Source organism: Pseudomonas sp. A-R-19 (genome assembly GCF_019956575.1).
Taxonomy (GTDB): Bacteria; Pseudomonadota; Gammaproteobacteria; order Pseudomonadales; family Pseudomonadaceae; genus Aquipseudomonas.
The window spans coordinates 40636-65684 of sequence record NZ_JAHBDR010000043.1 but is presented as its reverse complement, the minus strand read 5'-3'; the positions used below and the strand labels follow the sequence as shown (position 1 = coordinate 65684).

25 protein-coding genes and 1 pseudogene are annotated in these 25049 nt (G+C 60.8%); 17 read left to right on the top strand and 9 right to left on the bottom strand.

Annotated features, from left to right (window positions below):
- The first annotated feature begins 55 nt into the window (after positions 1 to 55).
- Positions 56 to 1630 carry a phospholipase D family protein gene (locus KGA88_RS09685; RefSeq protein ID WP_223590433.1) on the top strand — a complete coding sequence of 525 codons (1575 nt, stop codon included), beginning with the start codon at positions 56 to 58 and terminating at the stop codon, positions 1628 to 1630.
- 168 nt (positions 1631 to 1798) lie between these two features.
- Here KGA88_RS09685 and KGA88_RS09680 read toward each other — a convergent pair whose 3' ends face one another.
- Together KGA88_RS09680 and KGA88_RS09675 are read right to left on the bottom strand one after the other, a co-directional pair.
- On the bottom strand, positions 1799 to 2941 hold the full coding sequence (locus KGA88_RS09680) for an MFS transporter (protein WP_110663163.1): 1143 nt from the start codon (positions 2939 to 2941) through the stop codon (positions 1799 to 1801).
- A 192-nt stretch (positions 2942 to 3133) separates the two neighbouring features.
- Entirely contained in the window at positions 3134 to 4627 is a 1494-nt protein-coding gene (locus KGA88_RS09675) for an aldehyde dehydrogenase (protein ID WP_007996504.1), read from the bottom strand.
- Between the two features lie 236 nt (positions 4628 to 4863).
- On the opposite strand from KGA88_RS09675, the gene KGA88_RS09670 reads away from it, so the two are divergent.
- Entirely contained in the window at positions 4864 to 5226 is a 363-nt protein-coding gene (locus KGA88_RS09670) for a cupin domain-containing protein (RefSeq protein ID WP_110660332.1), read from the top strand.
- Positions 5227 to 5407: 181 nt separating this feature from the next.
- On the opposite strand, the gene rpmG is transcribed toward KGA88_RS09670, so the two are convergent.
- Positions 5408 to 5563, bottom strand: a complete 156-nt coding sequence (gene rpmG, locus KGA88_RS09665) for a 50S ribosomal protein L33 (protein WP_003177274.1) — start codon at positions 5561 to 5563, stop codon at positions 5408 to 5410.
- 11 nt (positions 5564 to 5574) lie between these two features.
- Entirely contained in the window at positions 5575 to 5808 is a 234-nt protein-coding gene (rpmB, locus tag KGA88_RS09660; RefSeq protein WP_003177273.1) for a 50S ribosomal protein L28, read from the bottom strand.
- A 445-nt stretch (positions 5809 to 6253) separates the two neighbouring features.
- Here rpmB and KGA88_RS09655 point away from each other — a divergent pair, with 445 nt between their 5' ends.
- On the top strand, positions 6254 to 7840 hold the full coding sequence (locus KGA88_RS09655; protein WP_223590430.1) for an ABC transporter substrate-binding protein: 1587 nt from the start codon (positions 6254 to 6256) through the stop codon (positions 7838 to 7840).
- Positions 7841 to 7971: 131 nt separating this feature from the next.
- Here KGA88_RS09655 and radC read toward each other — a convergent pair whose 3' ends face one another.
- A complete protein-coding gene (gene radC / locus KGA88_RS09650; RefSeq protein WP_223590427.1) occupies positions 7972 to 8646 on the bottom strand; it encodes a RadC family protein in 675 nt (224 codons plus the stop codon).
- Between the two features lie 135 nt (positions 8647 to 8781).
- On the opposite strand from radC, the gene coaBC reads away from it, so the two are divergent.
- The 4 genes and pseudogenes from coaBC (at position 8782) to argB (ending at position 13017) form a co-directional block, all read left to right on the top strand.
- Positions 8782 to 9990 carry a bifunctional phosphopantothenoylcysteine decarboxylase/phosphopantothenate--cysteine ligase CoaBC gene (gene coaBC, locus KGA88_RS09645; RefSeq protein ID WP_223590424.1) on the top strand — a complete coding sequence of 403 codons (1209 nt, stop codon included), beginning with the start codon at positions 8782 to 8784 and terminating at the stop codon, positions 9988 to 9990.
- 5 nt (positions 9991 to 9995) lie between these two features.
- Entirely contained in the window at positions 9996 to 10451 is a 456-nt protein-coding gene (gene dut, locus KGA88_RS09640) for a dUTP diphosphatase (protein ID WP_007975171.1), read from the top strand.
- A 266-nt stretch (positions 10452 to 10717) separates the two neighbouring features.
- Positions 10718 to 12094 (top strand): annotated as a pseudogene (locus tag KGA88_RS09635) (phosphomannomutase/phosphoglucomutase); the annotation flags it as partial.
- 17 nt (positions 12095 to 12111) lie between these two features.
- Positions 12112 to 13017, top strand: coding sequence for an acetylglutamate kinase (gene argB / locus KGA88_RS09630; protein ID WP_008047078.1), 906 nt, complete (start codon positions 12112 to 12114; stop codon positions 13015 to 13017).
- A gap of 206 nt (positions 13018 to 13223) precedes the next feature.
- Here the strand turns inward: argB and pyrE are convergent, their stop codons facing one another.
- Positions 13224 to 13868 carry an orotate phosphoribosyltransferase gene (gene pyrE, locus KGA88_RS09625; RefSeq protein WP_011336558.1) on the bottom strand — a complete coding sequence of 215 codons (645 nt, stop codon included), beginning with the start codon at positions 13866 to 13868 and terminating at the stop codon, positions 13224 to 13226.
- An 81-nt stretch (positions 13869 to 13949) separates the two neighbouring features.
- On the opposite strand from pyrE, the gene KGA88_RS09620 reads away from it, so the two are divergent.
- On the top strand, positions 13950 to 14729 hold the full coding sequence (locus KGA88_RS09620; protein ID WP_003176915.1) for an exodeoxyribonuclease III: 780 nt from the start codon (positions 13950 to 13952) through the stop codon (positions 14727 to 14729).
- Positions 14730 to 14893: 164 nt separating this feature from the next.
- Here the strand turns inward: KGA88_RS09620 and KGA88_RS09615 are convergent, their stop codons facing one another.
- Positions 14894 to 15262, bottom strand: coding sequence for a DUF4870 domain-containing protein (locus KGA88_RS09615; RefSeq protein WP_103395943.1), 369 nt, complete (start codon positions 15260 to 15262; stop codon positions 14894 to 14896).
- A gap of 28 nt (positions 15263 to 15290) precedes the next feature.
- Positions 15291 to 16013: a ribonuclease PH gene (gene rph, locus KGA88_RS09610; protein ID WP_056726850.1), complete on the bottom strand. Its 723-nt coding sequence runs from the start codon at positions 16011 to 16013 to the stop codon at positions 15291 to 15293.
- A gap of 268 nt (positions 16014 to 16281) precedes the next feature.
- Here rph and KGA88_RS09605 point away from each other — a divergent pair, with 268 nt between their 5' ends.
- The 6 genes from KGA88_RS09605 (at position 16282) to KGA88_RS09580 (ending at position 21584) form a co-directional block, all read left to right on the top strand.
- Positions 16282 to 17145 carry a YicC/YloC family endoribonuclease gene (locus KGA88_RS09605; RefSeq protein WP_223590421.1) on the top strand — a complete coding sequence of 288 codons (864 nt, stop codon included), beginning with the start codon at positions 16282 to 16284 and terminating at the stop codon, positions 17143 to 17145.
- A gap of 12 nt (positions 17146 to 17157) precedes the next feature.
- Positions 17158 to 17778, top strand: a complete 621-nt coding sequence (gene gmk, locus KGA88_RS09600) for a guanylate kinase (RefSeq protein ID WP_046038947.1) — start codon at positions 17158 to 17160, stop codon at positions 17776 to 17778.
- 167 nt (positions 17779 to 17945) lie between these two features.
- Complete coding sequence (gene rpoZ, locus KGA88_RS09595; RefSeq protein ID WP_007921129.1) at positions 17946 to 18209, top strand: DNA-directed RNA polymerase subunit omega; 264 nt, start codon at positions 17946 to 17948, stop codon at positions 18207 to 18209.
- A 57-nt stretch (positions 18210 to 18266) separates the two neighbouring features.
- Positions 18267 to 20372 carry a bifunctional GTP diphosphokinase/guanosine-3',5'-bis pyrophosphate 3'-pyrophosphohydrolase gene (gene spoT, locus KGA88_RS09590; protein ID WP_223590417.1) on the top strand — a complete coding sequence of 702 codons (2106 nt, stop codon included), beginning with the start codon at positions 18267 to 18269 and terminating at the stop codon, positions 20370 to 20372.
- A 24-nt stretch (positions 20373 to 20396) separates the two neighbouring features.
- Positions 20397 to 20777 carry a RidA family protein gene (locus KGA88_RS09585; protein WP_003229509.1) on the top strand — a complete coding sequence of 127 codons (381 nt, stop codon included), beginning with the start codon at positions 20397 to 20399 and terminating at the stop codon, positions 20775 to 20777.
- A 66-nt stretch (positions 20778 to 20843) separates the two neighbouring features.
- Positions 20844 to 21584: a hypothetical protein gene (locus tag KGA88_RS09580; protein ID WP_110661907.1), complete on the top strand. Its 741-nt coding sequence runs from the start codon at positions 20844 to 20846 to the stop codon at positions 21582 to 21584.
- Positions 21585 to 21712: 128 nt separating this feature from the next.
- On the opposite strand, the gene KGA88_RS09575 is transcribed toward KGA88_RS09580, so the two are convergent.
- Complete coding sequence (locus KGA88_RS09575) at positions 21713 to 22570, bottom strand: SDR family oxidoreductase (RefSeq protein WP_110661906.1); 858 nt, start codon at positions 22568 to 22570, stop codon at positions 21713 to 21715.
- A gap of 188 nt (positions 22571 to 22758) precedes the next feature.
- On the opposite strand from KGA88_RS09575, the gene exbB reads away from it, so the two are divergent.
- The 3 genes from exbB to KGA88_RS09560 are packed head-to-tail and all read left to right on the top strand — an operon-like array spanning position 22759 to position 24911.
- Positions 22759 to 23730: a tonB-system energizer ExbB gene (gene exbB / locus KGA88_RS09570; RefSeq protein ID WP_223590415.1), complete on the top strand. Its 972-nt coding sequence runs from the start codon at positions 22759 to 22761 to the stop codon at positions 23728 to 23730.
- A gap of 6 nt (positions 23731 to 23736) precedes the next feature.
- Positions 23737 to 24165 carry a TonB system transport protein ExbD gene (exbD, locus tag KGA88_RS09565; protein WP_057395886.1) on the top strand — a complete coding sequence of 143 codons (429 nt, stop codon included), beginning with the start codon at positions 23737 to 23739 and terminating at the stop codon, positions 24163 to 24165.
- Positions 24162 to 24911: a TonB family protein gene (locus tag KGA88_RS09560; RefSeq protein ID WP_110656956.1), complete on the top strand. Its 750-nt coding sequence runs from the start codon at positions 24162 to 24164 to the stop codon at positions 24909 to 24911. Before exbD ends, KGA88_RS09560 begins: the two co-directional genes overlap by 4 nt.
- The last annotated feature ends 138 nt before the right edge of the window (positions 24912 to 25049 follow it).

Below are 25049 nucleotides of genomic sequence, written 5' to 3'. Positions count from 1 at the left end.
ATTCGGGGATCAGCGTCCATATGCCTATCTGCGCCGCCAAACGGAACGATCCCACGTGAGAGTCAAACAGCCCCTGCTTGCTCTTCTGCTACTCGCCGTGTTCCTGGGCGGTTGCTCCAGCCTCGACGCTCGACGTGAACCGAGCCAGGCGCTGCCGGCCTCAGATTCCGCCTTCGGCCGTTCGGTACAGGCGCAAGCCGCACCCTACAAAGGACAATCGGGCTTTCGCCTGCTATCGGACAGCACCGAGGCCTTCACCGCCCGCGCCGAACTGATCCGCAACGCCCAAAGCAGCCTCGACTTGCAGTACTACATCGTGCACGACGGCATCAGCACACGCATGTTGATCGAGGAGCTGCTCAAGGCCGCCGATCGGGGCGTGCGGGTGCGGGTTCTGCTCGACGATACCACCAGCGATGGCCTGGACCGGGTCATCGCCACCCTCGCCGCGCACCCGCAGATCCAGATTCGCGTGTTCAACCCGCTGAACCTTGGCCGCAGCACCGGCGTGACGCGCACCATGGGCCGGCTGTTCAATCTGTCGCAACAACATCGGCGCATGCACAACAAGCTTTGGCTGGCGGACAACAGCATGGCCATCGTCGGCGGGCGCAATCTGGGGGACGAGTATTACGATGCCGAGCCCAACATGAACTTCACTGACATCGACCTGCTCGGTGTCGGCCCGGTTGCCGAGCAACTCGGGCACAGTTTCGACCAGTACTGGAACAGTGCCCTGAGCAAGCCGATCGACGAGTTCCTGTCGAGTAAACCCACGCCCCAGGACTTGGAAGACACCCGGATCCGACTGGAAGAGTCCCTGGCGCAAACGCGCAAACAGAATCACGCGCTCTACAAGCACCTGATGACCTTCACCACGCATCCGCGCCTGGACATCTGGCGCCGCGAGCTGATCTGGGCCTGGAACCAGGCATTGTGGGATGCGCCGAGCAAGGTATTGGCCAAGGGCGAGCCCGATCCGCAACTGCTGCTGACTACCCAACTGGCACCTGAACTCGACGGCGTCCGCAAAGAGCTGATCATGATTTCTGCTTATTTCGTGCCCGGCCAACCGGGGCTGGTGTACCTGACCGGGCGCGCCGACGCTGGCGTCTCGGTAAGTTTGCTGACCAACTCATTGGAAGCCACGGACGTGCCGGCGGTACACGGTGGTTACGCGCCCTATCGCAGGGCGCTGCTGGAGCACGGCGTGAAGCTCTACGAACTGCGTCGCCAACCCGGCGAGGGAGGCGGCAGCGGTAGCGGGCCGCACCTGTTTTCCAGTAGTTCCTATCACGGCTCTGACTCCAGCCTGCACAGCAAGGCGATGATCTTCGACCAGCAGAAATCCTTTATTGGCTCATTCAATTTCGACCCGCGCTCGGTACTGTGGAACACCGAAGTCGGCGTGCTGGTGGACAGCCCGGAGTTGGCCGCACGGGTCCGCGAACTGGCGCTGCAGGGTATGGCGCCAGCCCTGAGCTATCAGGTGGAGCTGGAAAACGATCAGATCGCCTGGACCACTGAAGACGACGGAAAAATGCACACCCTGACCAAGGAGCCAGGGAGTTGGTGGCGGCGCTTCAATGCCTGGCTGAGCAACACGGTTGGGCTGGAGAAGATGTTGTAATCCCGGGTCAGCAGGGCTTTTGTGGCGAGGGGGCTTGCCCCCGTTGCGCTGCGCAGCAGTGCCAAACCCTGCAATCGCATTTGCCTGACTTACAGGGTTGTTTGCTTTTACGACTGCTTCGCAGCCGAACGGGGGCAAGCCCCCTCGCCACAGACTCCGCGCTCGTCGCTAAGCCGGCTGAGCCGTGCCAAATGCCCCTTGCCGCGACACCACGATCAACACGCCCAAGGCCCCCACCGCCATCAGCAACGGCAACGCATGGCCGCTGATCCACTGGCTGCCGGCGCCCGCAAGCAGCGGCCCGACCAGGCAACCAATCCCCCACAGCTGTGCAATATGCGCGTTGGCGCGCACCAGTGCGTCGTCGCGATAACGCTCGCCAATCAGGATCAGTGACAGGGTGAACAACCCGCCAGCACTGGCGCCGAACAACACCCACAGAGGCCAGATCAGAAGCGTGTCGATCAGCATTGGAATCGCCAGGCTCGACAGCAGCAAGACAGCCGCGCAGCCCGTAAACAACGCCCGGCGTGACAAGCGATCGGCCAACGCACCAATTGGCAATTGCAGCACCGCATCGCCAACCACCACCGTACTGACCATCGCCAGGGCGATTTCCGTGGTGAAGCCCTGGCGCAGGCAATAGACCGGCAACAGCGTCAGGATCATGGCCTCGAACGCAGCGAACAGCGACACCGCCCAGGCAATCGCGGGCAGGCCACGACAGAATTCAAGCAAATCACGCAGGGTCACACTGCTGGCCTCGCTGCTCGGCGCACCACTGCGGCCCAGCAACAAAAACGGAGCAGCCATCAGCAAACCGACGCCAACCCAAAAACCATAATCGTGCCCGGTGCCAAGGAAGCCCAGCAACACCGGCCCGGCCAGCTGACTCAGCGCGTAGCTGCTGCCATACAGCGCCACCAGCCGCCCGCGCCACTCCTCGACCACCAGTTGATTGATCCAGCTTTCACCGATGATGAATACAAGGGTAAGGATCACCCCGATCATCAGCCGCAAGACCAACCAGATCGGATAGCTCGGCAACAGCGCCAGCAAACCGATCGAAACCGCCCCGGCCCACAGACACAGGCGCATCAGATTGGCCGTGCCGAATCGCGCCGCCAGATGACTGGAAATCTTCGCCCCCAACAGGACGCCGATGGCCGGCATCGCCGCCATCACACCAATGGCAAACGAGCCGTAGCCCCAGCTTTCCAGGCGAAACGACACCAGCGGCATGCTGACACCCAGGGCCAGGCCAACACTCAAGACAGAGGCCAAAACGGCGAAATAAGTCGCCCAACGCATGTTCCACGCTCCTGTGGATAATTATTGTTTTACAGACGCCACAAAACATTGTGGGAGCGGGCTTGCTCGCGAAGAGGCCATCACATCCAACATCAACGTTGGCTGATACACCGCCTTCGCGAGCAAGCCCGCTCCCACAAGGGATCTGTGTCGTTCGGGAGGCCTGCTATTCGGCAGGCCTCCTTCGCGAGCTTACAACTTGATCCAGGTCGCCTTCAGCTCGGTGTACTTGTCGAACGCGTGCAGCGACTTGTCGCGACCGTTGCCGGATTGTTTGAAGCCACCGAACGGAGCGGTCATGTCGCCGCCATCGTACTGGTTGACCCACACGCTACCGGCACGCAGTGCGCGGGCGGTGAGGTGAGCCTTGGAAATGTCGGCAGTCCACACAGCCGCGGCCAAGCCGTACGGCGTGTCGTTGGCGATCGCGATGGCTTCTTCGGCACTATCGAATGCGATGACCGACAGTACCGGGCCGAAGATTTCTTCCTGGGCGATTTTCATCGCGTTGCTCACACCGTCGAAAATCGTCGGTTCAACATAAGTGCCGCCAGTTTCCTGGAGCGTACGCTTGCCACCGGCCACCAGCTTGGCGCCATCGGCATGACCGGACTCGATGTAGGACAGCACGGTGTTCATCTGCTGGGTGTCGACCAGCGCGCCAACATTGGTCGCCGGGTCCAGCGGGTTGCCCGGCTTCCAGGTTTTCAGCGCCTCGATCACCAGCGGCAGGAATTTATCCTTGATCGAACGCTCCACCAACAGGCGCGAACCGGCGGTGCAGACTTCGCCCTGGTTGAAGGCGATGGCACCGGCAGCCGCTTCGGCAGCGTCCTGCAGGTTCGGCGCATCGGCGAACACGATGTTCGGGCTCTTGCCGCCGGCTTCGAGCCAGACACGCTTCATGTTCGACTCGCCGGAGTAGATCAGCAGCTGCTTGGCGATTTTGGTCGAACCGGTGAACACCAGGGTGTCGACGTCGTTGTGCAGGGCCAGGGCCTTGCCGACGGTGTGACCGTAACCTGGCAGCACGTTCAGCACACCTTTCGGAATGCCGGCTTCGACAGCCAGTTCAGCGATGCGGATGGCGGTCAGCGGCGATTTTTCCGACGGCTTGAGGATTACCGAGTTACCGGTGGACAGCGCAGGACCGAGTTTCCAGCACGCCATCATCAGCGGGAAGTTCCACGGCACGATGGCGCCGACCACACCAACCGGCTCACGGGTCACCAGGCCCAACTGATCGTGCGGGGTTGCAGCGACTTCGTCGTAGATCTTGTCGATGGCTTCGCCGCTCCAGCTCAAGGCTTGCGCCGCGCCGGGAACGTCGATGTACAGGGAGTCGCTGATCGGCTTGCCCATGTCCAGGGTTTCAAGCAGGGCCAGCTCTTCGGCGTGCTGTTTCAGCAGGCCGGCGAAACGGATCATGGTGGATTTGCGCTTGGTCGGCGCCAGGCGCGACCAGACACCGGAATTGAAAGTGGCGCGGGCGTTTTCCACGGCGCGCTGGGCGTCGGCGGCGTCACAGCTGGCAATCTTGCCCAGCAGACGGCCATCAACCGGGCTGATGCACTCGAAGGTCTCGCCGGAGACGGCGTCGGTGTATTCGCCATTGATATAGGCGCGGCCTTCGATTTTCAGGTCGCGGGCACGTTGTTCCCAGTCGGCACGGGTCAGGGTGGTCATGCGAGTGTCCTCCTCTTATTGAATACGACACCCGCGTTCTTCGCGGGCGCTGTCAGGAATTCTGCCCGGCCAGCCTGCTTTTCGGCCCAAGGCAACCGTCACCCTAAACCAGCCACCCCTAATGTTTCAATATATTTGACATAACGCCGGCAAACGGCCTTGCGATGTTCATTTTAATAAACATAGACTTTGGGGACATCCACCACTCGCGCCGCAATCACGGGGAGATAACAACAATGAACATCCAGAACGTCGTCGACTTCAGCCAGGCTACCACCGCCGCCGAACGCTACCGCCCAGACCCGGCCAAAGTGCTCAAGGGTGACCCGGAGCAAGCGGTCTACAACCACTACAACAGTCCTTGTGGCCAGTTGAACGCTGGCGTATGGGAAGGTGAAGTCGGGCAGTGGACGGTGAATTTCACCGAGCACGAGTACTGCGAGATCCAGCAAGGGGTTTCGGTGCTGCGTGACAACGACGGCAATGCCAAGACCCTGCGCGCAGGCGACCGCTTCGTGATCCCTGCCGGGTTCAAGGGCACCTGGGAAGTGCTGGAGACATGCCGCAAGATTTACGTGGCGTTCGAACAGAAGGCCTGAAGAACCTTGTAGCGGCGACCGACCTCTTCGCGAGCGAGCCCGCTCCCACACTTGGAATGTATCCCCCTGTGGGAGCGGGCTTGCCCGCGAAGGCGTCCTAAGAAGCCCCGCAAAACCCACAGGCAACAAAAAAGGCCCGTATCTCGCGATACGGGCCTTTTTCGTAAGAGGGAAAAATCAATTACTTGATTTTGCCTTCTTTGTAGATCACGTGCTTGCGAACAACCGGATCATATTTCTTGATCTCGATTTTGTCCGGAGTAGTACGCTTGTTCTTGTCGGTAGTGTAGAAGTGACCAGTACCGGCGCTCGAAATCAAACGAATCAATTCACGCATGATTAGCTCCCTTAAACCTTGCCATCGCGACGAAGTTCGGCCAGCACGACACTGATGCCACGCTTGTCGATGATGCGCATGCCTTTGGCAGATACGCGCAGACGCACAAAACGTTTCTCTTCTTCAACCCAGAAGCGGTGATGCTGCAGGTTCGGCAGGAAACGACGACGGGTTTTGTTGTTTGCGTGGGAAATGTTATTCCCAGTCACCGGACCCTTACCGGTAACTTGACAGACTCTAGACATGCCTCAGCCCTCTAAAACCACATGCCCAACCCGGCATGGGTTGGCCGCTTAATCTCTCAGTCATTTGGCGCCAGGCGCCGCGTTTCTTTAAGGGTCTTACCGGCTACACCTACAGTGAAGGAACCGGGCCCCTAGAAAAGAGCGCTGCTTTATACCAGAAAGACTGGAGAGCAACAACATTCGGTGTGCGTTGAATTCACAAAAACCCCGTTTTCCGGGCTCCGAGCGCCTTGGACAAAGGCTATCGTCGATGCCGACCGCTCGTCGCAGAGAATCGGTCATCGAGTCAATCCGGGGTTTTGCACAACCGCCGCACAGCAAAATCAGGCGCCTATAGTCACCTCAAAATGAAAAAGGGGATAGTCATTTGCAAAAGAGCCCACTAGGGTAAGACTTTTCCAGACTGCACTTGCAGATGGGCCTTCGATCTGTAAAGGAACCGACCATGCGCCTCGCTGCCCTACCGCTGTTGCTCGCCCCGCTCCTGCTGAGCCCACAGGCCTTTGCTGCCGCCTTGAGCGTCTGCACCGAGGCAAGCCCTGAAGGGTTCGACGTGGTGCAGTACAACTCGCTGACCACCACCAACGCTTCGGCCGATGTGCTGATGAACCGCCTGGTGGACTTCGACACGGCCAGCGGCAAGGTGGTCGCCAGCCTCGCCGACAGCTGGGAAGTCAGCCCCGACGGCCTGACTTATGTCTTCAAGTTGCACCCGCAGGTGAAATTCCATCGCACCGAGTACTTCACCCCAGCGCGGGACCTGAGCGCCGAAGACGTGATTTTCAGCTTCGACCGCATGCTCGACCCGGCCAATGCGTGGCACAAAGTCGCCCAGAGTGGCTTCCCCCATGCGCAATCGATGCAGTTGCCTGCACTGATCAAGAAGATCGACGCTCTTGACCCGCAGACCGTGCGCTTCACCCTCGACCACCCGGACTCGACCTTCCTGGCGACCCTGAGCATGGGTTTTGCCTCGATCTATTCGGCCGAATACGCCGACAAACTGATGAAGGCTGGCACGCCGGAAAAACTCAACAGCCAACCTATCGGCACGGGGCCGTTCGTATTCACCCGCTTCCAGAAGGACGCCTCGGTTCGCTACAAAGCCAACCCCGACTACTTCGGCGGCAAACCCTCCGTAGATCCGTTGATCTTTGCCATCACGCCGGACGCCAACGTACGCTTGCAGAAGTTGCGTCGCAATGAATGCCAGATCGCCCTGTCACCCAAGCCCCTGGACGTACAGGAAGCGCTGAAAGAGCCGACCCTGAAAGTCGAAAAGACTGACGCGTTCATGACCGCATTCGTCGGCATCAACAGCCAGCATCCGCCGCTGGACAAGCCAGAAGTGCGTCAGGCCATCAATCTCGCCTTCGACAAGGCCAATTACGTCAAAGCGGTGTTCGAAGACACCGCAGAAGCGGCCAACGGTCCGTATCCGCCGAACACCTGGAGCTACGCGAAAAGCCTCCCGGGTTATCCGCATGACATCGCCAAGGCCAAGGCGCTGATGGCCAAGGCCGGGCTCAAGGACGGCTTCCAGACCACCATCTGGACCCGCCCTTCCGGCAGCCTGCTCAATCCCAACCCAAGCCTCGGCGCTCAACTGCTGCAGTCCGACCTCGCGGAAATCGGCATTCAGGCCGAAATCCGCGTGATCGAATGGGGCGAGCTGATCCGCCGCGCCAAGGCTGGTGAACACGACTTGCTGTTCATGGGCTGGGCCGGCGACAACGGTGACCCGGACAACTTCCTCACGCCGCAGTTTTCCTGCGCCGCGGTCAAGTCCGGGACCAATTTCGCCCGTTACTGCAACCAGGACCTGGACAAGCTGATCAGCGCTGGCAAGACCACCGGCGAGCAAGGTGTGCGCAGCAAGCTCTACGAGCAGGCCCAGGCGCAGATCCAGCAGCAGGCGCTGTGGCTACCGCTGGCCCACCCGACGGCCTTCGCCCTGACGCGCAAGGATGTCGAGGGGTACTCGGTCAGCCCGTTTGGCCGGCAGGATTACTCGAAGGTGAACTTCAAGTAATCCACCTCAACACAAAACCCTGTAGGAGCGAGCTTGCTCGCGATGGTCGTGAACGATAACGCGGGAAGCCAGACACCCCGCAGCGCTCTCGGGCTTATCTCGAGCAAGCTCGCTCCTACAGGGGCCATGCGCTACATCCACCCATACTCAGCCATCGACAACGGGTCGCCGTCACCGATGATGAAATGGTCGAGGATCCGCACGTCAATCAACTCCAGAGCCTTTTGCAGGCGCTTGGTCAACACCCGGTCGGACTGACTGGGGTCGGGGCTGCCCGATGGATGGTTGTGACAGAGGATCAATGCCGCTGCGTTGTTGGCCAAGGCGCGCTTGACCACCTCTCGCGGATGTACGCTGGTGTTGTCGATAGAGCCGCGAAACAGCGTCTCAAACGCCAGTACTTGGTGCCTGGAGTCGAGAAACAGGCAACCGAACACCTCGTGTGGCTCGTGGCGCAGCATCGACTTCAGGTACTCGCGAACCGCGTGAGGATTCTCCAGGGCCGATTTTTGGCGCGCACGCTCGGCCAGATGACGCCTGCTCATTTCTTGCGCAGCCTGCAAATGTGCAAATTTCGCCGGCCCAAGCCCCAACTGCTTGCTGAACGTTTCCTGATCGGCCTCAAGCAGCAAACGCAGGCTGCCAAACTGATTCAACAGGTGTCGCGCCAAATCCACAGCGCTTTTACCTACCACGCCTGTACGTAAAAAGATCGCCAGCAATTCGGCGTCCGAAAGACTTCCCGCGCCCTGTTCAAGCAACCTCTCCCGCGGCCGCTCCGCCGCCGGCCAATCGCGAATACTCATAGCACCTCCCTGTCTGTGGGCGCCGCTGTTCCGTAGCGGTCGCTGTGATATCGTAGCCCATCTTTTTTGCGGGCGAATTCATCCTGGGGAGGGGGTTTCGCCACGTATGTCACCAACGAATTGAAAGGCAGGCCTATGCAGCGGCTGTATCGGAAACGCATTGTTCTGGGCGTCGGCGGCGGTATCGCTGCCTACAAGAGCGCCGACCTGGTTCGCCGCCTGATCGATCAGGGCGCCGAAGTGCGCGTGGTCATGACCCGGGGCGGTGCAGAGTTCATCACCCCGCTGACCATGCAGGCCCTGTCCGGGCACCCAGTCCACCTGGACCTGCTGGACCCGGCGGCCGAAGCGGCCATGGGCCACATCGAACTGGCCAAATGGGCCGATCTGGTGCTGATCGCCCCCGCCACGGCGGACCTGATCGCCCGTCTGGCCCAAGGTATCGCCAACGACCTGCTGACAACCCTGGTGCTGGCCACTGACGCCGTAGTCGCCGTTGCCCCGGCCATGAACCAGGCCATGTGGCGCGACCCGGCGACCCAGGCCAACCTGCAACTCCTTGAAAGTCGCGGCCTGAAGAGCTTCGGCCCGGCCTCCGGCAGCCAGGCCTGTGGCGACGTCGGCATGGGCCGCATGCTCGAAGCCACTGACCTCGCCCAATGCGCCGCCGACTGCTTCCAGCGTCAGGCATTGACCGGCAAACACGTGCTGATCACCGCCGGCCCGACCCAGGAAAACATCGACCCGGTGCGCTACATCACCAACCACAGCTCCGGGAAAATGGGCTTTGCCCTGGCCGAAGCCGCCGTGGAAGCCGGTGCCCGCGTGACCCTGATCACCGGCCCCGTGCACCTGCCGACCCCGGATCGCGTTACCCGCATCGACGTGGTCAGCGCCCGCGACATGCTGGCCGCCTGCGAAGCGGCGATCCCTTGCGACCTGTTCATCGCCTCGGCAGCCGTCGCGGATTACCGCCCGGAAGTCGTCGCCCCACAGAAACTCAAGAAAGATCCTACGAACGGCGACGGCTTGTTGCTGCAGATGGTGCGTAACCCGGACATCCTGGCCACCATCGCCACCCGTCCCGACCGTCCGTTCAGTGTCGGTTTCGCCGCCGAGACCGAAAACCTGCTCGATTACGCTGCGCGCAAGTTGAAAGACAAGAACCTCGATTTGATCGTCGCCAACGACGTCGCCAACCCGAGCATTGGCTTCAACAGCGAAGAAAATGCCTGCAGCGTCATCGACCGTGAGCTTCACGCCACACTTTTCGCCCAGACCAGCAAGAGCAAGATTGCTCGCCAGCTGATCACTTTTATCGCCGAACGTCTGAACCAGGTTTAATTTACATGCACGCTTTGCAAGCCAAGATCCTCGACCCCCGCATCGGTACCGAATTCCCGCTGCCGCAATACGCCACACCAGGCTCCGCCGGCCTCGACCTGCGCGCCATGCTGGAACAGGACACCGTGATCAAGCCGGGTGAAACCGTGCTGATCCCCACCGGCCTGTCGGTCTATATCGGTGATCCGAACCTGGCGGCGCTGATTCTGCCGCGCTCCGGCATGGGCCATAAGCACGGCATCGTTCTGGGCAACCTGGTGGGGTTGATCGACTCCGACTACCAGGGCCCATTGATGGTCTCCTGCTGGAACCGCGGCCAGACCGAATTCACCATGCCGGTCGGTGAGCGCCTGGCGCAACTGGTGCTGGTGCCGGTGGTGCAGGCTCACTTCGAGATGGTTGAAGAGTTTGTTGAAACCGAGCGTGGCACTGGTGGCTTCGGCCATACCGGTACTCGTTGATTCGAGAGCGATGCATTGTGGTGAGCGGGGCCTGCTCTCTCACCACAAAATTCAAATTGTCATCTGCAAGGTTTAGCTCCGGAAATCAAGGCATTGCCCGGCCAAACCCTTGCCGCCGGGGGCGTCATGGCCCTTTCACACCACGAACTCTCTGTGGAAAACGCCGTCATACCCTTCAGTTTGAACCTGTTGCCGAATGAATCGGCGGCCTGTCCAGCCACTTTCGAGATGGAGCATTTCCACAGATGAACACCCCGGCCAAAATCGCACCCAAGTTCCCTGACAGTATCTTCCGCGCCTACGACATCCGCGGCACCGTCCCGGAATTCCTGAACGCTGAAACTGCTTACTGGATTGGCCGCGCTGTCGGTTCCCAAAGCCTGGCCCAGGGCGAACCGAACGTTTGCGTCGGTCGCGACGGCCGCTTGTCCGGCCCGGAACTGGTCGCGCAACTGATCAAAGGCATCGCCGACAGCGGCTGCCACGTCAGTGATGTCGGCCTGGTCCCGACGCCGGCGCTCTACTACGCCGCCAACGTACTCGCCGGCAAATCCGGCGTGATGCTCACTGGCAGCCACAACCCGTCGAACTACAACGGGTTCAAGATCGTCATTGCTGGCGACACCCTGGCCAACGAACAGATCCAGGCCCTGCACGACCGCCTCAAGACCAACGACCTGAGCAGCGGCCAGGGCAGCATCACCCAGGTCGAGATCCTCGAGCGCTACAACAACGAAATCGTCCAGGACATCAAGCTGGCCCGTCGCCTGAAAGTGGTCGTCGACTGCGGCAACGGCGCGGCCGGCGTGATCGCCCCGCAATTGATCGAAGCGCTGAACTGCGAAGTCATCCCGCTGTTCTGCGAAGTGGATGGCAACTTCCCGAACCACCACCCGGACCCGGGCAAGCCTGAAAACCTCGTGGACCTGATCGCCAAGGTCAAGGAAACCAACGCAGACATCGGCCTGGCCTTCGACGGCGATGGCGACCGCGTCGGCGTGGTGACCAACACCGGCAGCATCGTCTACCCGGACCGCCTGCTGATGCTGTTCGCCCGTGACGTGGTGGCGCGCAACCCCGGCGCCGAGATCATCTTCGACGTCAAATGCACCCGCCGCCTGATTCCACTGATCAAGGAGTACGGCGGCCGGTCGTTGATGTGGAAGACCGGTCACTCGTTGATCAAAAAGAAAATGAAACAATCCGGCGCCCTGCTGGCCGGCGAAATGAGCGGGCACATCTTCTTCAAGGAGCGCTGGTTCGGTTTCGACGATGGTATTTACAGCGCCGCGCGGTTGCTGGAAATCCTCAGCAAGGAAAAATCTTCGGCCGAAGAGCTGTTTGCGACCTTCCCGAACGATATTTCTACGCCGGAAATCAATATCCATGTGACCGAAGAGAGCAAATTCAGCATCATTGATGCATTGCACGATGCGCAGTGGGGCGCAGGCGCCGACCTGACCACCATTGACGGCGTGCGAGTCGACTACGCCAAAGGCTGGGGCCTGGTACGCGCATCCAACACCACGCCGGTGCTGGTGCTGCGTTTCGAGGCCGATGACGAGGCTGAATTGCAGCGCATCAAGGACGTATTCAAAGTCCAGTTGAAGCGTGTTGCACCTGATCTCCAACTACCGTTCTGATTCACCCGGAGCCCTGAATGACCCTCGAACGCGAAGCCGCCGCCAACACCGCCAAGGTCCTGTCCGAAGCGTTGCCTTACATCCGCCGATATGTCGGCAAGACCCTGGTGATCAAATACGGCGGCAACGCGATGGAAAGCGAGGAGCTGAAAACCGGCTTCGCCCGCGACATCGTGCTGATGAAGGCCGTGGGCATCAACCCGGTGGTGGTTCACGGCGGCGGCCCGCAAATCGGTGACCTGCTCAAGCGTCTGTCGATCGAAAGCCACTTCGTCGACGGCATGCGCGTCACCGACGCTGCGACCATGGACGTGGTGGAAATGGTCCTGGGCGGCCAGGTCAACAAGGACATCGTCAACCTGATCAACCGTCATGGCGGCAGCGCCATCGGCCTGACCGGTAAAGATGCCGAGCTGATTCGTGCGAAGAAACTCACCGTTACTCGCCAGACCCCGGAGATGACCACCCCGGAAATTATCGACATCGGCCACGTGGGCGAAGTGGTCGGGATCAATACCGACCTGCTGAACCTGCTGGTCAAGGGTGATTTCATTCCGGTGATCGCGCCCATCGGCGTCGGCGCCAACGGCGAGTCGTACAACATCAACGCTGACCTGGTGGCCGGTAAAGTCGCCGAAGCGCTGAAAGCCGAGAAGCTGATGCTGTTGACCAACATTGCCGGCCTGATGGACAAGTCAGGGACGGTCCTGACCGGCCTGACGACCCAGCAGGTTGACGATCTGATCGCCGACGGCACCATCTACGGCGGCATGCTGCCGAAGATCCGTTGCGCACTGGAAGCGGTCCAGGGCGGCGTGGGCAGCTCGCTGATCATTGATGGTCGTGTACCGAATGCGATCCTGCTGGAAATCTTCACGGATACCGGCGTGGGCACCCTGATCAGCAATCGCAAGCGTCCTTAAGCGCTAGCGCATACAAAAAAGACCCCGCTCGGCCTGGCTGAGCGGGGTCTTTTTTTGCGCCGTATTCTCTATGGAAAGCTGTTTTTTTGTGGCGAGGGAGCTTGCTCCCGCTTGAGTGCGCAGCGCTCACAACATTCTTGGGTCTGCTGCGCAGCCCAGCGGGAGCAAGCTCCCTCGCCACACAAGCGCCCCACAGGGAATAGCGATTAAACGCCGAACTGGGCGCGGTACGCTTCCACGGCAGGCAGATGCTGCTTGAGCTGCGGATCGTCAGCGAGGAATTCCAGCACCTGGTTGAGCGACACAATGCTGATGACCGGGATGCCGAAGTCACGCTCGACTTCCTGGATGGCCGACAGCTCACCGTTGCCTCGCTCCTGACGGTTCAGGGCGATCAGTACACCGGCGGCCTTGGCGCCGTCCTGGGAGGCGATGATCTGCATCACTTCACGAATCGCGGTGCCGGCGGTGATCACGTCGTCGATGATCAACACGTCGCCGGTCAGTGGTGCGCCGACCAGGCTGCCGCCTTCGCCATGGGCCTTGGCTTCCTTGCGATTGAAGCACCATGGCAGGTCACGGTTGTGATGCTCGGCCAGGGCCACGGCGGTGGTCGCCGCCAAAGGGATGCCCTTGTAGGCCGGGCCAAACAGCACGTCGAAAGGAATACCGCTCTCGGCAATGGCGGCGGCGTAGAAACGACCCAGCTGCGCCAGGGCCGAACCCGAGTTGAACAGGCCGGCATTGAAGAAGTAAGGACTGGTGCGCCCGGACTTCAGGGTGAACTCACCGAAGCGCAAAACGCCGCGATCGATGGCAAAACGGATGAAATCGCGCTGATACGCTTGCATGAAAAAACCCCAAATACCACGGATTTAGCTAATTAGCTTGACGCCGTGTATCATACACGCACGCGATTTTTGGGGCCATTTATGCGGATCATCAGTGTGAACGTCAATGGTATTCAGGCTGCAGTCGAGCGTGGTTTGCTCAGTTGGCTGCAGGCACAGAATGCCGACGTCATCTGCCTGCAGGACACCCGCGCCTCCGCCTTTGAACTGGACGATCCAGCCTTCCAACTGGATGGATACTTCCTTTATGCCTGCGATGCCGAAGTCCCCGCCCAAGGTGGCGTGGCTTTGTATTCGCGGCTGCAACCGAAGGCTGTCATCAGCGGTCTCGGTTTCGAGACGGCCGACCGCTACGGGCGCTACCTGCAAGCCGATTTCGACAAGGTCAGCATCGCGACCTTGCTGCTCCCTTCGGGGCAGAACGGCGATGAAGACTTGAACCAGAAGTTCAAGCTAATGGACGACTTCGCCCGTTATCTGGATAAACAGCGACGCAAGCGTCGCGAGTACATTTATTGTGGCTCGCTGTACGTGGCGCAACAGAAGCTGGATATCAAGAACTGGCGCGACAGCCAGCAATCCCCGGGCTTCCTGGCACCTGAACGTGCCTGGATGGACGAGATTGTCGGCAACATGGGTTATGTCGACGCCCTGCGGGAAGTCAGCCGTGAAGGCGACCAGTACAGCTGGTGGCCGGACAACGAACAGGCGGAGATGCTCAACCTCGGTTGGCGCTTCGACTATCAACTGCTGACCCCGGGCCTGCGCCGCTTCGTACGCAGCGCACGCCTGCCACGCCAGCCGCGGTTCTCGCAACACGCGCCGCTGATCGTGGACTACGACTGGACGCTGACCATTTAAGCGTCGTTTCGCAGACACAAAAAAGCCGACAGCAATGTCGGCTTTTTTGTGGGCGATTTGCTTTCCTGTAGGAGCGAGCTTGCTCGCGATGGTGTGTCAGTCGACATCAATGTATCTGACCGACCATCGCGAGCAAGCTCGCTCCTACAAGGGAACTTCGCTGTTTATTTGATCAATCGCCAGGTGAACGGATACCGATAAGGCTGCCCTTCATTGGCCTTCACCCCGGCAATGATCGTCAGCACCAGCGCACCGATTGCGATCAGGCCAAACAGGAAGAACCCGATAATCAACAGCATCAACAGGAAGCAGATAGCCGAGGCGATCGCGACGGTGATCTGAAAATTCAGCGCCTCCTTGCCCTGGGCATCGATGAACGGGTCCATCTCGCGCTTCATTTGCCAGAGAATCAGCGGGCCAATGATCGTGCCAAACGGAATCCAGATCCCCAGCAGGGCGGACAGGTGACAGAACATCGCCCACTGACGCACCTCTTGGCTCGGCGTGGGCAGCGGCAGTTGTTCGTCACTCATGGTGTCCTCCTTGCCTGGAGCAGTCCGGTCAGTCGGCCAATGCGGCCTTTTGCAGTTCGAAGATCTCGTTCATGCCTTTCTTCGCCAGCTCAAGCATGGCGTTCAGTTCTTCAGGCTGGAACGGCGCGCCTTCGGCAGTGCCCTGGACTTCGATGAAGCCACCAGCGCTGGTCATCACCACGTTCAGGTCGGTCTCGGCGGCCGAGTCTTCCAGGTAGTCGAGGTCGAGCACAGGCTCCCCCTTGTACATGCCCACGGAAACCGCAGCGATCATCTGCTTGATCGGGTCGCCGCCCTTCAGGCCGCCACGCTTCTTGATGACTTTCAAGGCATCGATCAGCGCAACCATGGAGCCGGTGATCGACGCCGTGCGGGTGCCACCGTCAGCCTGGATCACGTCGCAGTCGACGTACAGGGTAACGTCGCCCAGCTTGGACATGTCCAGCGCAGCGCGCAGGGAGCGACCGATCAGGCGCTGGATTTCCAGGGTGCGGCCGCCTTGCTTGCCACGACTGGCTTCACGCTGGTTACGCTCGCCGGTAGCGCGCGGCAGCATGCCGTACTCGGCCGTCAACCAACCCTGGCCCTGGCCCTTCAGGAAACGCGGTACGCCCGGTTCAACGCTGACGGTGCAGATGACCTTGGTATCACCAAACTCGACCAGCACAGAACCCTCGGCGTGTTTGGTGTAGTTGCGGGTGATGCGGATCGAGCGGAGCTGATCGGCAGCGCGACCACTTGGACGTATCATAGGGAGTACCTGTACTGGGGACGGAAAACTGCGGAGCATTATAGAGCCGACGGCCGTCACTGGGCACTTCTAAAAAATTCCGCCGACGACCGAAGGCTCTGCACCGCACGCCAGCGCGGGCTTGCCGCTCTTTGTCACACCGTGTGTTTGGGCGCACCCGCGCCACTGCGCTACAATCCTGCGCCTTTGCTGCCAGTCGGCTTTAATTCATTGATATCGGATTCCCGGAACCACGGTTCTGCGCCGATCTGCCTTGCGAGGTACCGCCATGGTGCACAGCATGACCGCCTTCGCCCGCGTCGAAAACGCCGGCGTCCAGGGCACCCTGAGCTGGGAACTGCGCTCGGTCAACAGCCGCTACCTGGAACCCCACTTGCGCCTGCCGGAGTCCTTTCGCGACCTCGAGGGGGCTGTTCGTGAAGCCCTGCGCCAGGGCGTATCGCGGGGCAAGCTCGAATGCACCCTGCGTTTCACCGAAGAAAACACCGGCAAGGCGCTGCAAATCGATCAGGAGCGCGCCGCGCAACTGGTCGCCGCCGCCGAAACCATCGCCAGCCTGATCAAAAGCCCGGCAGCGCTGAACCCTCTGGAAGTCCTGGCCTGGCCCGGCGTACTGGTAGGCGACGCCAGCGACCCGCAAGCCTTGAACGCCGAAGCGCTGGCACTGTTCAATCAGGGCCTCAAAGAGCTGAAGGCCGGCCGCGAGCGCGAAGGCGCAGAGCTGGCGCGGCTGATCAACGAGCGCCTGAGCTCCATCGAAGAGGACGTGGTGACCCTGCGCGAACTGGTCCCGCAGATGCTCGCCACCCAGCGCCAGAAAGTCCTCGACCGTTTCGCCGACATGAAGGCCGAGATGGACCCGCAGCGCCTGGAGCAGGAAATGGTCATGCTCGCGCAAAAAAGCGACGTCGCCGAAGAACTGGATCGCCTGAGCACTCACATCATCGAAGTTCGCCGGGTGCTCAAATCCGGCGGCGCTGCCGGTCGGCGCCTGGACTTCCTGATGCAGGAACTCAACCGCGAAGCCAATACACTGGGCTCCAAAGCCTTCGACCCGCGCAGCACCCAGGCTGCGGTCAACCTCAAGGTGTTGATCGAGCAGATGCGCGAACAAGTGCAGAATATTGAGTAAGGCAACCCCGACATGACCCACAGCACTGGCACCCTGTACATCATTTCCGCCCCTTCGGGCGCGGGCAAGAGCAGCCTGGTCAAGGCCCTGACCGACGCCAATCCGGAGATCCGCGTCTCGGTCTCCCACACCACCCGCGCCATGCGCCCCGGTGAAGTGAATGGCGTGAACTATCACTTCGTCGACCGCAGCGAGTTCGTGAAGATGATCGAGCACGGGGACTTCCTCGAGCGCGCCGAAGTGTTCGGCAACCTCTACGGCACCTCGCAAAGCCACCTGCAGCAGACCCTGGACGAAGGCCACGACCTGATTCTGGAAATCGACTGGCAAGGCGCCGAGCAAGTACGCAAGCTGATGCCCCAGGCCCGCTCGATCTTCATTCTGCCGCCGTCATTGCAGGCCCTGCACCAGCGTCTGACCAACCGCGGCCAGGACAGTGACGAAGTCATTGACGGCCGGATGCGCGAAGCCGTCAGCGAAATGAGCCACTACGTCGACTACGACTACCTGATCATCAACGACGATTTCGCCCACGCGCTGCACGATCTGAAGGCGATTTTCCGCGCCAATCAGCTGATCCAGAAGCGTCAGCAGCAGCGTCACGGCAAATTGCTGGCTGAATTGCTCGGTTAATCAGCTCTTCCCAAAACCGCTGCAAGGGCTTTACATTGGCACTTGCAGCGCGTTGAAGGGCTTGGTCAAAAAATCAGCGCTTCCCTAATCGCTGGTGATTTTTTAAACTGTTGAGTCCGCTCGCCCATCCGGGCAGCGCGCATATTGCATTTGCTACGAGGAAGACCATGGCCCGCGTAACCGTTGAAGACTGCCTAGAACACGTGGATAACCGCTTTGAGCTGGTCATGCTCTCTACCAAGCGTGCCCGTCAATTGGCCACCGGCGGCAAAGAGCCGAAAGTAGCATGGGAAAACGACAAGCCTACCGTTGTTGCCCTGCGCGAAATCGCTGAAGGCCTGATCGACTACGCAGCTATCGCCGAAGCCGAAATCGTTGAAGATGAACCGCTTTTTGCTGCTTTCGAGGACGAGTCCAACGAGGCCGTCTAAGCCTATGCCTGGTCGACGTAGCACGGCGCGGGATAAAAGCTTACGGCAGGAGACATCATGCCGAGCATAGACGCCCTCGCCGATCGCTTATCGACCTACCTCGGCAATGACCAGGTCAACCTGGTCCGCCGAGCGTATTTCTACGCCGAACAAGCGCACGACGGCCAACGCCGCCGTAGCGGTGAGGCGTACGTCACGCATCCTCTTGCCGTGGCCAATATTCTTGCCGACATGCATATGGACCATCAGAGCCTGATGGCGGCCATGCTGCATGACGTGATCGAAGACACCGGGATTGCCAAGGAAGCGCTGCAAGCGCAGTTCGGCGAAACCGTGGCCGAACTGGTCGACGGGGTCAGCAAACTGACCCAGATGAACTTCGAGACCAAGGCCGAAGCCCAGGCCGAAAACTTCCAGAAAATGGCCATGGCCATGGCCCGCGACATTCGCGTGATCCTGGTCAAGCTGGCCGACCGCCTGCACAACATGCGCACGCTGGAAGTGCTGTCCGGCGAAAAACGCCGCCGCATCGCCAAAGAAACCCTGGAAATCTATGCGCCCATCGCCAACCGGCTGGGCATGCACGCCATCCGCATAGAGTTCGAAGACCTCGGCTTCAAGGCCATGCACCCGATGCGTTCCGCGCGGATCTACCAGGCGGTCAAACGCGCCCGGGGCAACCGCAAGGAAATCGTCAACAAGATCGAAGAGTCCTTGAGCCACTGCCTGGCCATCGACGGCATCCAGGGCGAGGTCAGCGGTCGCCAGAAACACCTCTACGGCATCTACAAGAAAATGCGCGGCAAGCGCCGGGCCTTCAACGAAATCATGGACGTCTATGCGTTCCGGATCATCGTCGACAAGGTCGATACCTGCTACCGCGTGCTTGGCGCTGTACATAACTTATATAAACCGCTGCCGGGGCGCTTCAAGGATTACATCGCGATCCCCAAGGCCAACGGCTATCAGTCGCTGCACACCACGCTGTTCGGCATGCATGGCGTTCCGATCGAGATCCAGATCCGCACCCGCGAAATGGAAGAGATGGCCAACAACGGCATCGCCGCCCATTGGCTGTACAAATCCAGCGGCGACGAGCAGCCAAAAGGCACTCATGCCCGCGCCCGCCAGTGGGTCAAGGGCGTGCTGGAAATGCAGCAACGCGCCGGCAACTCGCTGGAATTCATCGAGAGCGTGAAGATCGACCTGTTCCCGGACGAGGTCTACGTGTTCACGCCAAAAGGCCGGATCATGGAGCTGCCCAAGGGCTCCACGGCGGTCGATTTCGCCTACGCGGTGCACACCGACGTCGGCAACAGCTGCATTGCCTGCCGGATCAATCGCCGTCTCGCACCGCTGTCCGAACCGCTGCAAAGCGGCTCCACGGTCGAGATTGTCAGCGCTCCCGGCGCGCGGCCGAATCCGGCCTGGCTCAACTTCGTGGTCACCGGCAAGGCACGCACACATATTCGTCACGCGTTGAAACTGCAACGCCGCTCCGAGTCCATCAACCTCGGCGAACGCCTGCTGAACAAGGTTCTCAACGGTTTCGACAGCTCGCTGGAGAAAATCCCGGCCGAGCGCGTCAAGGCCATGCTCGTCGAATACCGCCTCGAACTGATCGAAGATTTGCTCGAAGACATCGGCCTGGGCAATCGCATGGCCTACGTGGTGGCTCGCCGACTGCTCGGCGAAGGCGAACAACTGCCGAGCCCGGAAGGCCCGCTGGCGATTCGCGGTACCGAAGGCCTGGTGCTCAGCTACGCCAAGTGCTGCACGCCGATCCCGGGCGACCCGATTGTCGGCCACTTGTCCGCGGGCAAAGGCATGGTCGTGCACCTGGACAACTGCCGCAACATCAGCGAAATCCGTCACAACCCGGAAAAATGCATCCAGCTCTCGTGGGCCAAGGATGTCACCGGCGAATTCAACGTCGAGCTGCGCGTCGAGCTGGAACACCAGCGCGGCCTGATCGCCCTGCTGGCCAGCAGCGTTAACGCCGCCGACGGCAACATCGAGAAAATCAGCATGGACGAACGCGATGGTCGCATCAGCGTGGTCCAGTTGGTGGTCAGCGTGCACGATCGCGTGCACCTGGCCCGCGTGATCAAGAAACTGCGCGCCCTGACCGGGGTGACTCGCATCACCCGCATGCGCGCCTAATCCCGACCTTACAAGGAGTCCTACATGACCAAGACTGTTATCACCAGCGACAAGGCCCCGGCCGCCATCGGTACTTACTCCCAGGCGATCAAGGCTGGCAACACCGTTTACATGTCGGGTCAGATTCCCCTGGACCCAAAAACCATGGAACTGGTTGAAGGCTTCGAAGCCCAGACCGTCCAGGTGTTCGAGAACCTCAAGGCCGTGGCTGAAGCCGCCGGCGGCTCGTTCAAGGACATCGTCAAGCTGAACATCTTCCTCACCGACCTGAGCCACTTCGCCAAAGTCAACGAGATCATGGGCAAGTACTTCGACCAGCCTTACCCTGCCCGCGCCGCCATCGGCGTAGCAGCCCTGCCTAAGGGTTCGCAGGTTGAAATGGATGCCATCCTGGTCATCGAGTAATGCGTACGGCGCAGCCCGGGGCTGCGCCGACTGCTCTGCTGTAAAGAAGCTTGAAAGGATTCCACCATGCGCAACGCGCTTGCTCTCTCGCTGCTCGCCCTGCTCCTGGGCGGATGTGCCAGCAACCCTGCGGACCGTGATATCAGCGGCACCTGGATCAACCAGGTGGCGATCGATGCTGCCGCCAAGGGCGTCCCCCTGCGCGAAGCGCTCCAGGCCTATGGCCCGAACCTGGAATGGGACATCAACACCAAGGCCGGTCAGGCCCGCTACACCAACGGTTTTGAAAACGTCGACGGCAAGCTTTCGGGTGAAGAATCCGGCGCCTGGAAAGTCGACTTTTATGGCAGCTCGGCCAGCGAGCTCAAGCGTGACGGCAAGCAATTGAGCCAGGCCGCCAGCGACAACGAGCCCGAACAGGTCTTCGACCGCACTCAGATCCCGGCGCCCGAGGGCGCTCCGATCGGTGCCAGTTTCGAACGCGCACTGTATTCAGCCTACCTGGGCGGCGGCTGGACTATCGCCAGCGGCCCCGGCGAAGGCAGCACGGTTCAATTCCAGGCCGACGGCCAGGTGACCGGCTTGCCGGGTAGCGATCGCTATGCGCTGTGCCTGGCAGGCGATTGCGCATCCATGAGCGGCGGCAATGACAACATGTGGCTGCAACTCAATGGCCAGGGCAACGCCTGGATCTTTGCGCGCAAGGGAAAGGAGCTGGAGATTTTCCAGGCCGTGAACACGGCACAGGCAGACGAGATGCCCTCGTTCACCCCGGGTGAGCGCAAGTGGTTGCTTGAGAAGCAGTAAGCAACGCACAACCCCCTGTGGGAGCGGGCTTGCTCGCGAAAGCGGTGTAACAGCCAACAGAGATGTTGAATGTTGCGCCCCCTTCGCGAGCAAGCCCGCTCCCACAGTTGCTTCCGAGTGCCTGAACGTCAGCAGCGCCCCTCAAGAATCGCCGCATACCCCTCGCGAAAACTCGGGTACTTCGGCGTCCAGCCCAAGGCCTTCGCCCGCGCATTGCTGCAACGCTTGCTACCCGTACGACGCACAGTGGCTTCGTCGTCCCATTCGGTCACACCCAGATACCCGCGCAACCAGCCCACCACATCCGCCAGCGCTGCCGGCTCGTCATCGACACCGATGTAGACATCATCCAGCGCCACGCCACGTCGATCCGCCTCAAGCAGGCAAGCCATCAACCCTGCGGCATCGTCCGCATGAATCCGGTTGGCATACAACGGTGGCTCGACCGCTACGCGATAACCCCGGCGCACCTGGGTCAGGAGCCATTCGCGGCCGGGGCCGTAAATGCCGGTCAAACGCACAACACTGGCCGGGATACCGCTCTTGAGCGCGAGTTGCTCGGCTTCGAGCATCACACGTCCGGAATAACCCCCCGCCACCGCCGGCGAAGCTTCGTCGACCCATTCGCCTTCCTGCTGCCCATAAACACTGCTGCTGGACACGAATAGCAGGCGATTGGGCACCTGCCCGTAGTCGTTCAGCCACTCCAGCACATGCTCCAGTCCCTGGACATAGGCAGCCTGGTAACCGGCCTCGTCGTGATCGGTGGCCGCCGCGCAATACACCAGGTAATCCACGGCGCCGATCGGCCAGGTGGCCGGGCAGTCCTTGTTGAACAAATCACCGGCAACGCCGATGACGCCCTCGGGCAGGCGTGAAACATCGCGTCGCAGACCATGAACCTCCCACCCTGCCGCCAGCAGTTGTGTGGCCAGGCGGCTGCCGACATCACCGCAGCCGGCGATCAAAACAGTAGGCGCAGACATCAGAAAACTCCCATCGCAAAGGCAGAGACTAGCGCCGGCAATAGACAGGCGGCTAGCAATGCAGGAAAAAAAGAGACTCTATTACTTCTGTTAACAAGAATTACTTGCAATAATACGCGCCACTTTTGTTCTCGGCCCTTCGAGGCCTGGAAGAACATCACCCGTTTATTCTCTCAGGTCCGGCCAGCATGACACGCAATCATTTCCCCGCTTCGCCAACCAAACGACCTCGCGCCTGGAGCGCAGTGGCCGCCCTGCTCCTCAGCCTGATGCTCGCGCCAGTCGCCGCTTTCGCCGACGCCCAGGCGCCAGCGACTCCAGCCGCCGCAGCACCTGCCCCGGCCGACCACGCCGCCCCGGCCGTTGCTCCGGCCGCGACCGACCCTGCCCAGGCAGCACCGGCAGAAACCCTGGGTGAAGACGTTCCTGAAGTCCTCGAAGCCGACAACACCCTGGGCATGGCCCATGACCTGTCGCCGTGGGGCATGTACCAGAATGCCGATATCATCGTGAAAATCGTGATGATCGGCCTGGCCATCGCCTCAATCATCACCTGGACCATCTGGATCGCCAAGGGCCTTGAGCTGATGGGCGCCAAGCGTCGCCTGCGTGGTGAAATCGCCCAACTGAAAAAATCCGCTTCCCTTAAGGAAGCCAGCGCCACGGCGGCGAAGGAAGGCACCCTTGCCAACCTGCTGGTACACGACGCTCTCGAAGAGATGCGCCTGTCGGTTAACAGCCGCGAGAAAGAAGGCATCAAGGAACGCGTCAGCTTCCGTCTGGAGCGCTTGGTCGCCGCTTGTGGCCGCAACATGAGCAGTGGCACTGGCGTGCTGGCTACCATCGGTTCCACCGCGCCGTTCGTCGGCCTGTTCGGCACCGTGTGGGGCATCATGAACAGCTTCATCGGCATCGCCAAAACCCAGACCACCAACCTCGCCGTCGTCGCTCCCGGCATCGCCGAAGCCCTGCTGGCCACCGCTCTGGGCCTGGTTGCCGCGATTCCTGCGGTCGTGATCTACAACGTCTTCGCCCGCTCCATCGCCGGTTACAAAGCCCAGGTGTCCGACGCGTCGGCACAGGTCCTGCTGCTGGTCAGCCGCGACCTCGACCACCAGCCTGAGCGCAGCTCGCAACCGCACATGGTGAAAGTGGGGTAATCGGCCATGGGCCTGCATTTGAAAGAAGGCGCAGACGACGATCTGGCCGAGAACCACGAAATCAACGTCACGCCGTTCATCGACGTGATGCTGGTGCTGTTGATCATCTTCATGGTGGCCGCTCCGCTGGCCACCGTGGACATCAAGGTCGACCTGCCTGCCTCGACCGCCAAACCGGCGCCGCGGCCAGAGAAACCGGTGTTCCTCAGCGTCAAGGCTGACCAGCGCCTGTTCCTCGGCGAAGACGAAGTGAAGGCTGAAGCACTTGGCGCCACGCTCGACGCCAGGACCCAGGGCAAGAAAGACACGACGATCTTCTTCCAGGCCGACAAAGGTGTGGATTACGGTGACCTGATGAGCGTGATGGATAACCTGCGCTCTGCCGGCTACCTGAAAGTGGGTCTGGTCGGTCTCGAGTCGGCAGTCAAGAAATGATCACGACGCGCCATAAGCTGACGCGTTACAGCGGTAGCCTGGCCGTGGTGCTGGGCGTTCACGCGCTGGCCATTGCGCTGGCGCTGAACTGGTCCGCCCGTCCACCCATCGAATTGCCTCCCCAGGCAATGCTGGTCGAACTGGCACCGGTTCCAGCCCCGCCACCGCCTGCTCCGCCGAAGGTCGTCACCCCGCCGCAGCCACCGGCCCCGGTTGAAGAACTGCCGATACCCAAGCTCGCTGAAGCGCCGAAAGCTGAAATTGCCGTGCCAAAGCCGGTCAAACCCAAGCCGAAGCCGCAGCCGCCCAAACCGGTAGAGAAGAAACCTGATCCGCCGAAGGAAAAACCGGCCGAAGAGAAACCTGCCGAAACGCAGCAGACTCAGGCGCCAACGCAGAAATCCGCCCAGCCTGCGCCCGGCCCTTCGCCAGCTCAACTGGCGGCCAAGGCCAGCTGGCAAGGCACGTTGCTGGCGCACCTGCAGAAGTACAAAAAGTACCCGGCCAGTGCACAGGCGCGGGGCAAGGAAGGCATGAACCGTCTGCGTTTCGTCGTGGACGCCGAAGGCAATGTGCTGTCGTTTGAGCTGGTAGGCGCCTCGGGTACTGCCGATCTGGACCGGGCCACCCTGGAAATGATCCGCCGCGCCCAACCGCTGCCCAAGCCACCGGCCGACATGCTGACCAATGGCTCCATCGAAATCGTTGCACCGTTTGTGTATTCGCTGGAAAAGCGCAGACGCTAAAAATGTGGGAGCGGGCTTGCTCGCGAAGACGGTAAATCATTCGACATTGATGTTGCCTGAAGCACCGCTTTCGCGAGCAAGCCCGCTCCCACAGGGTTGTGCGCCAAGCCAAAAAGGCACCGAAAGGTGCCTTTTGCT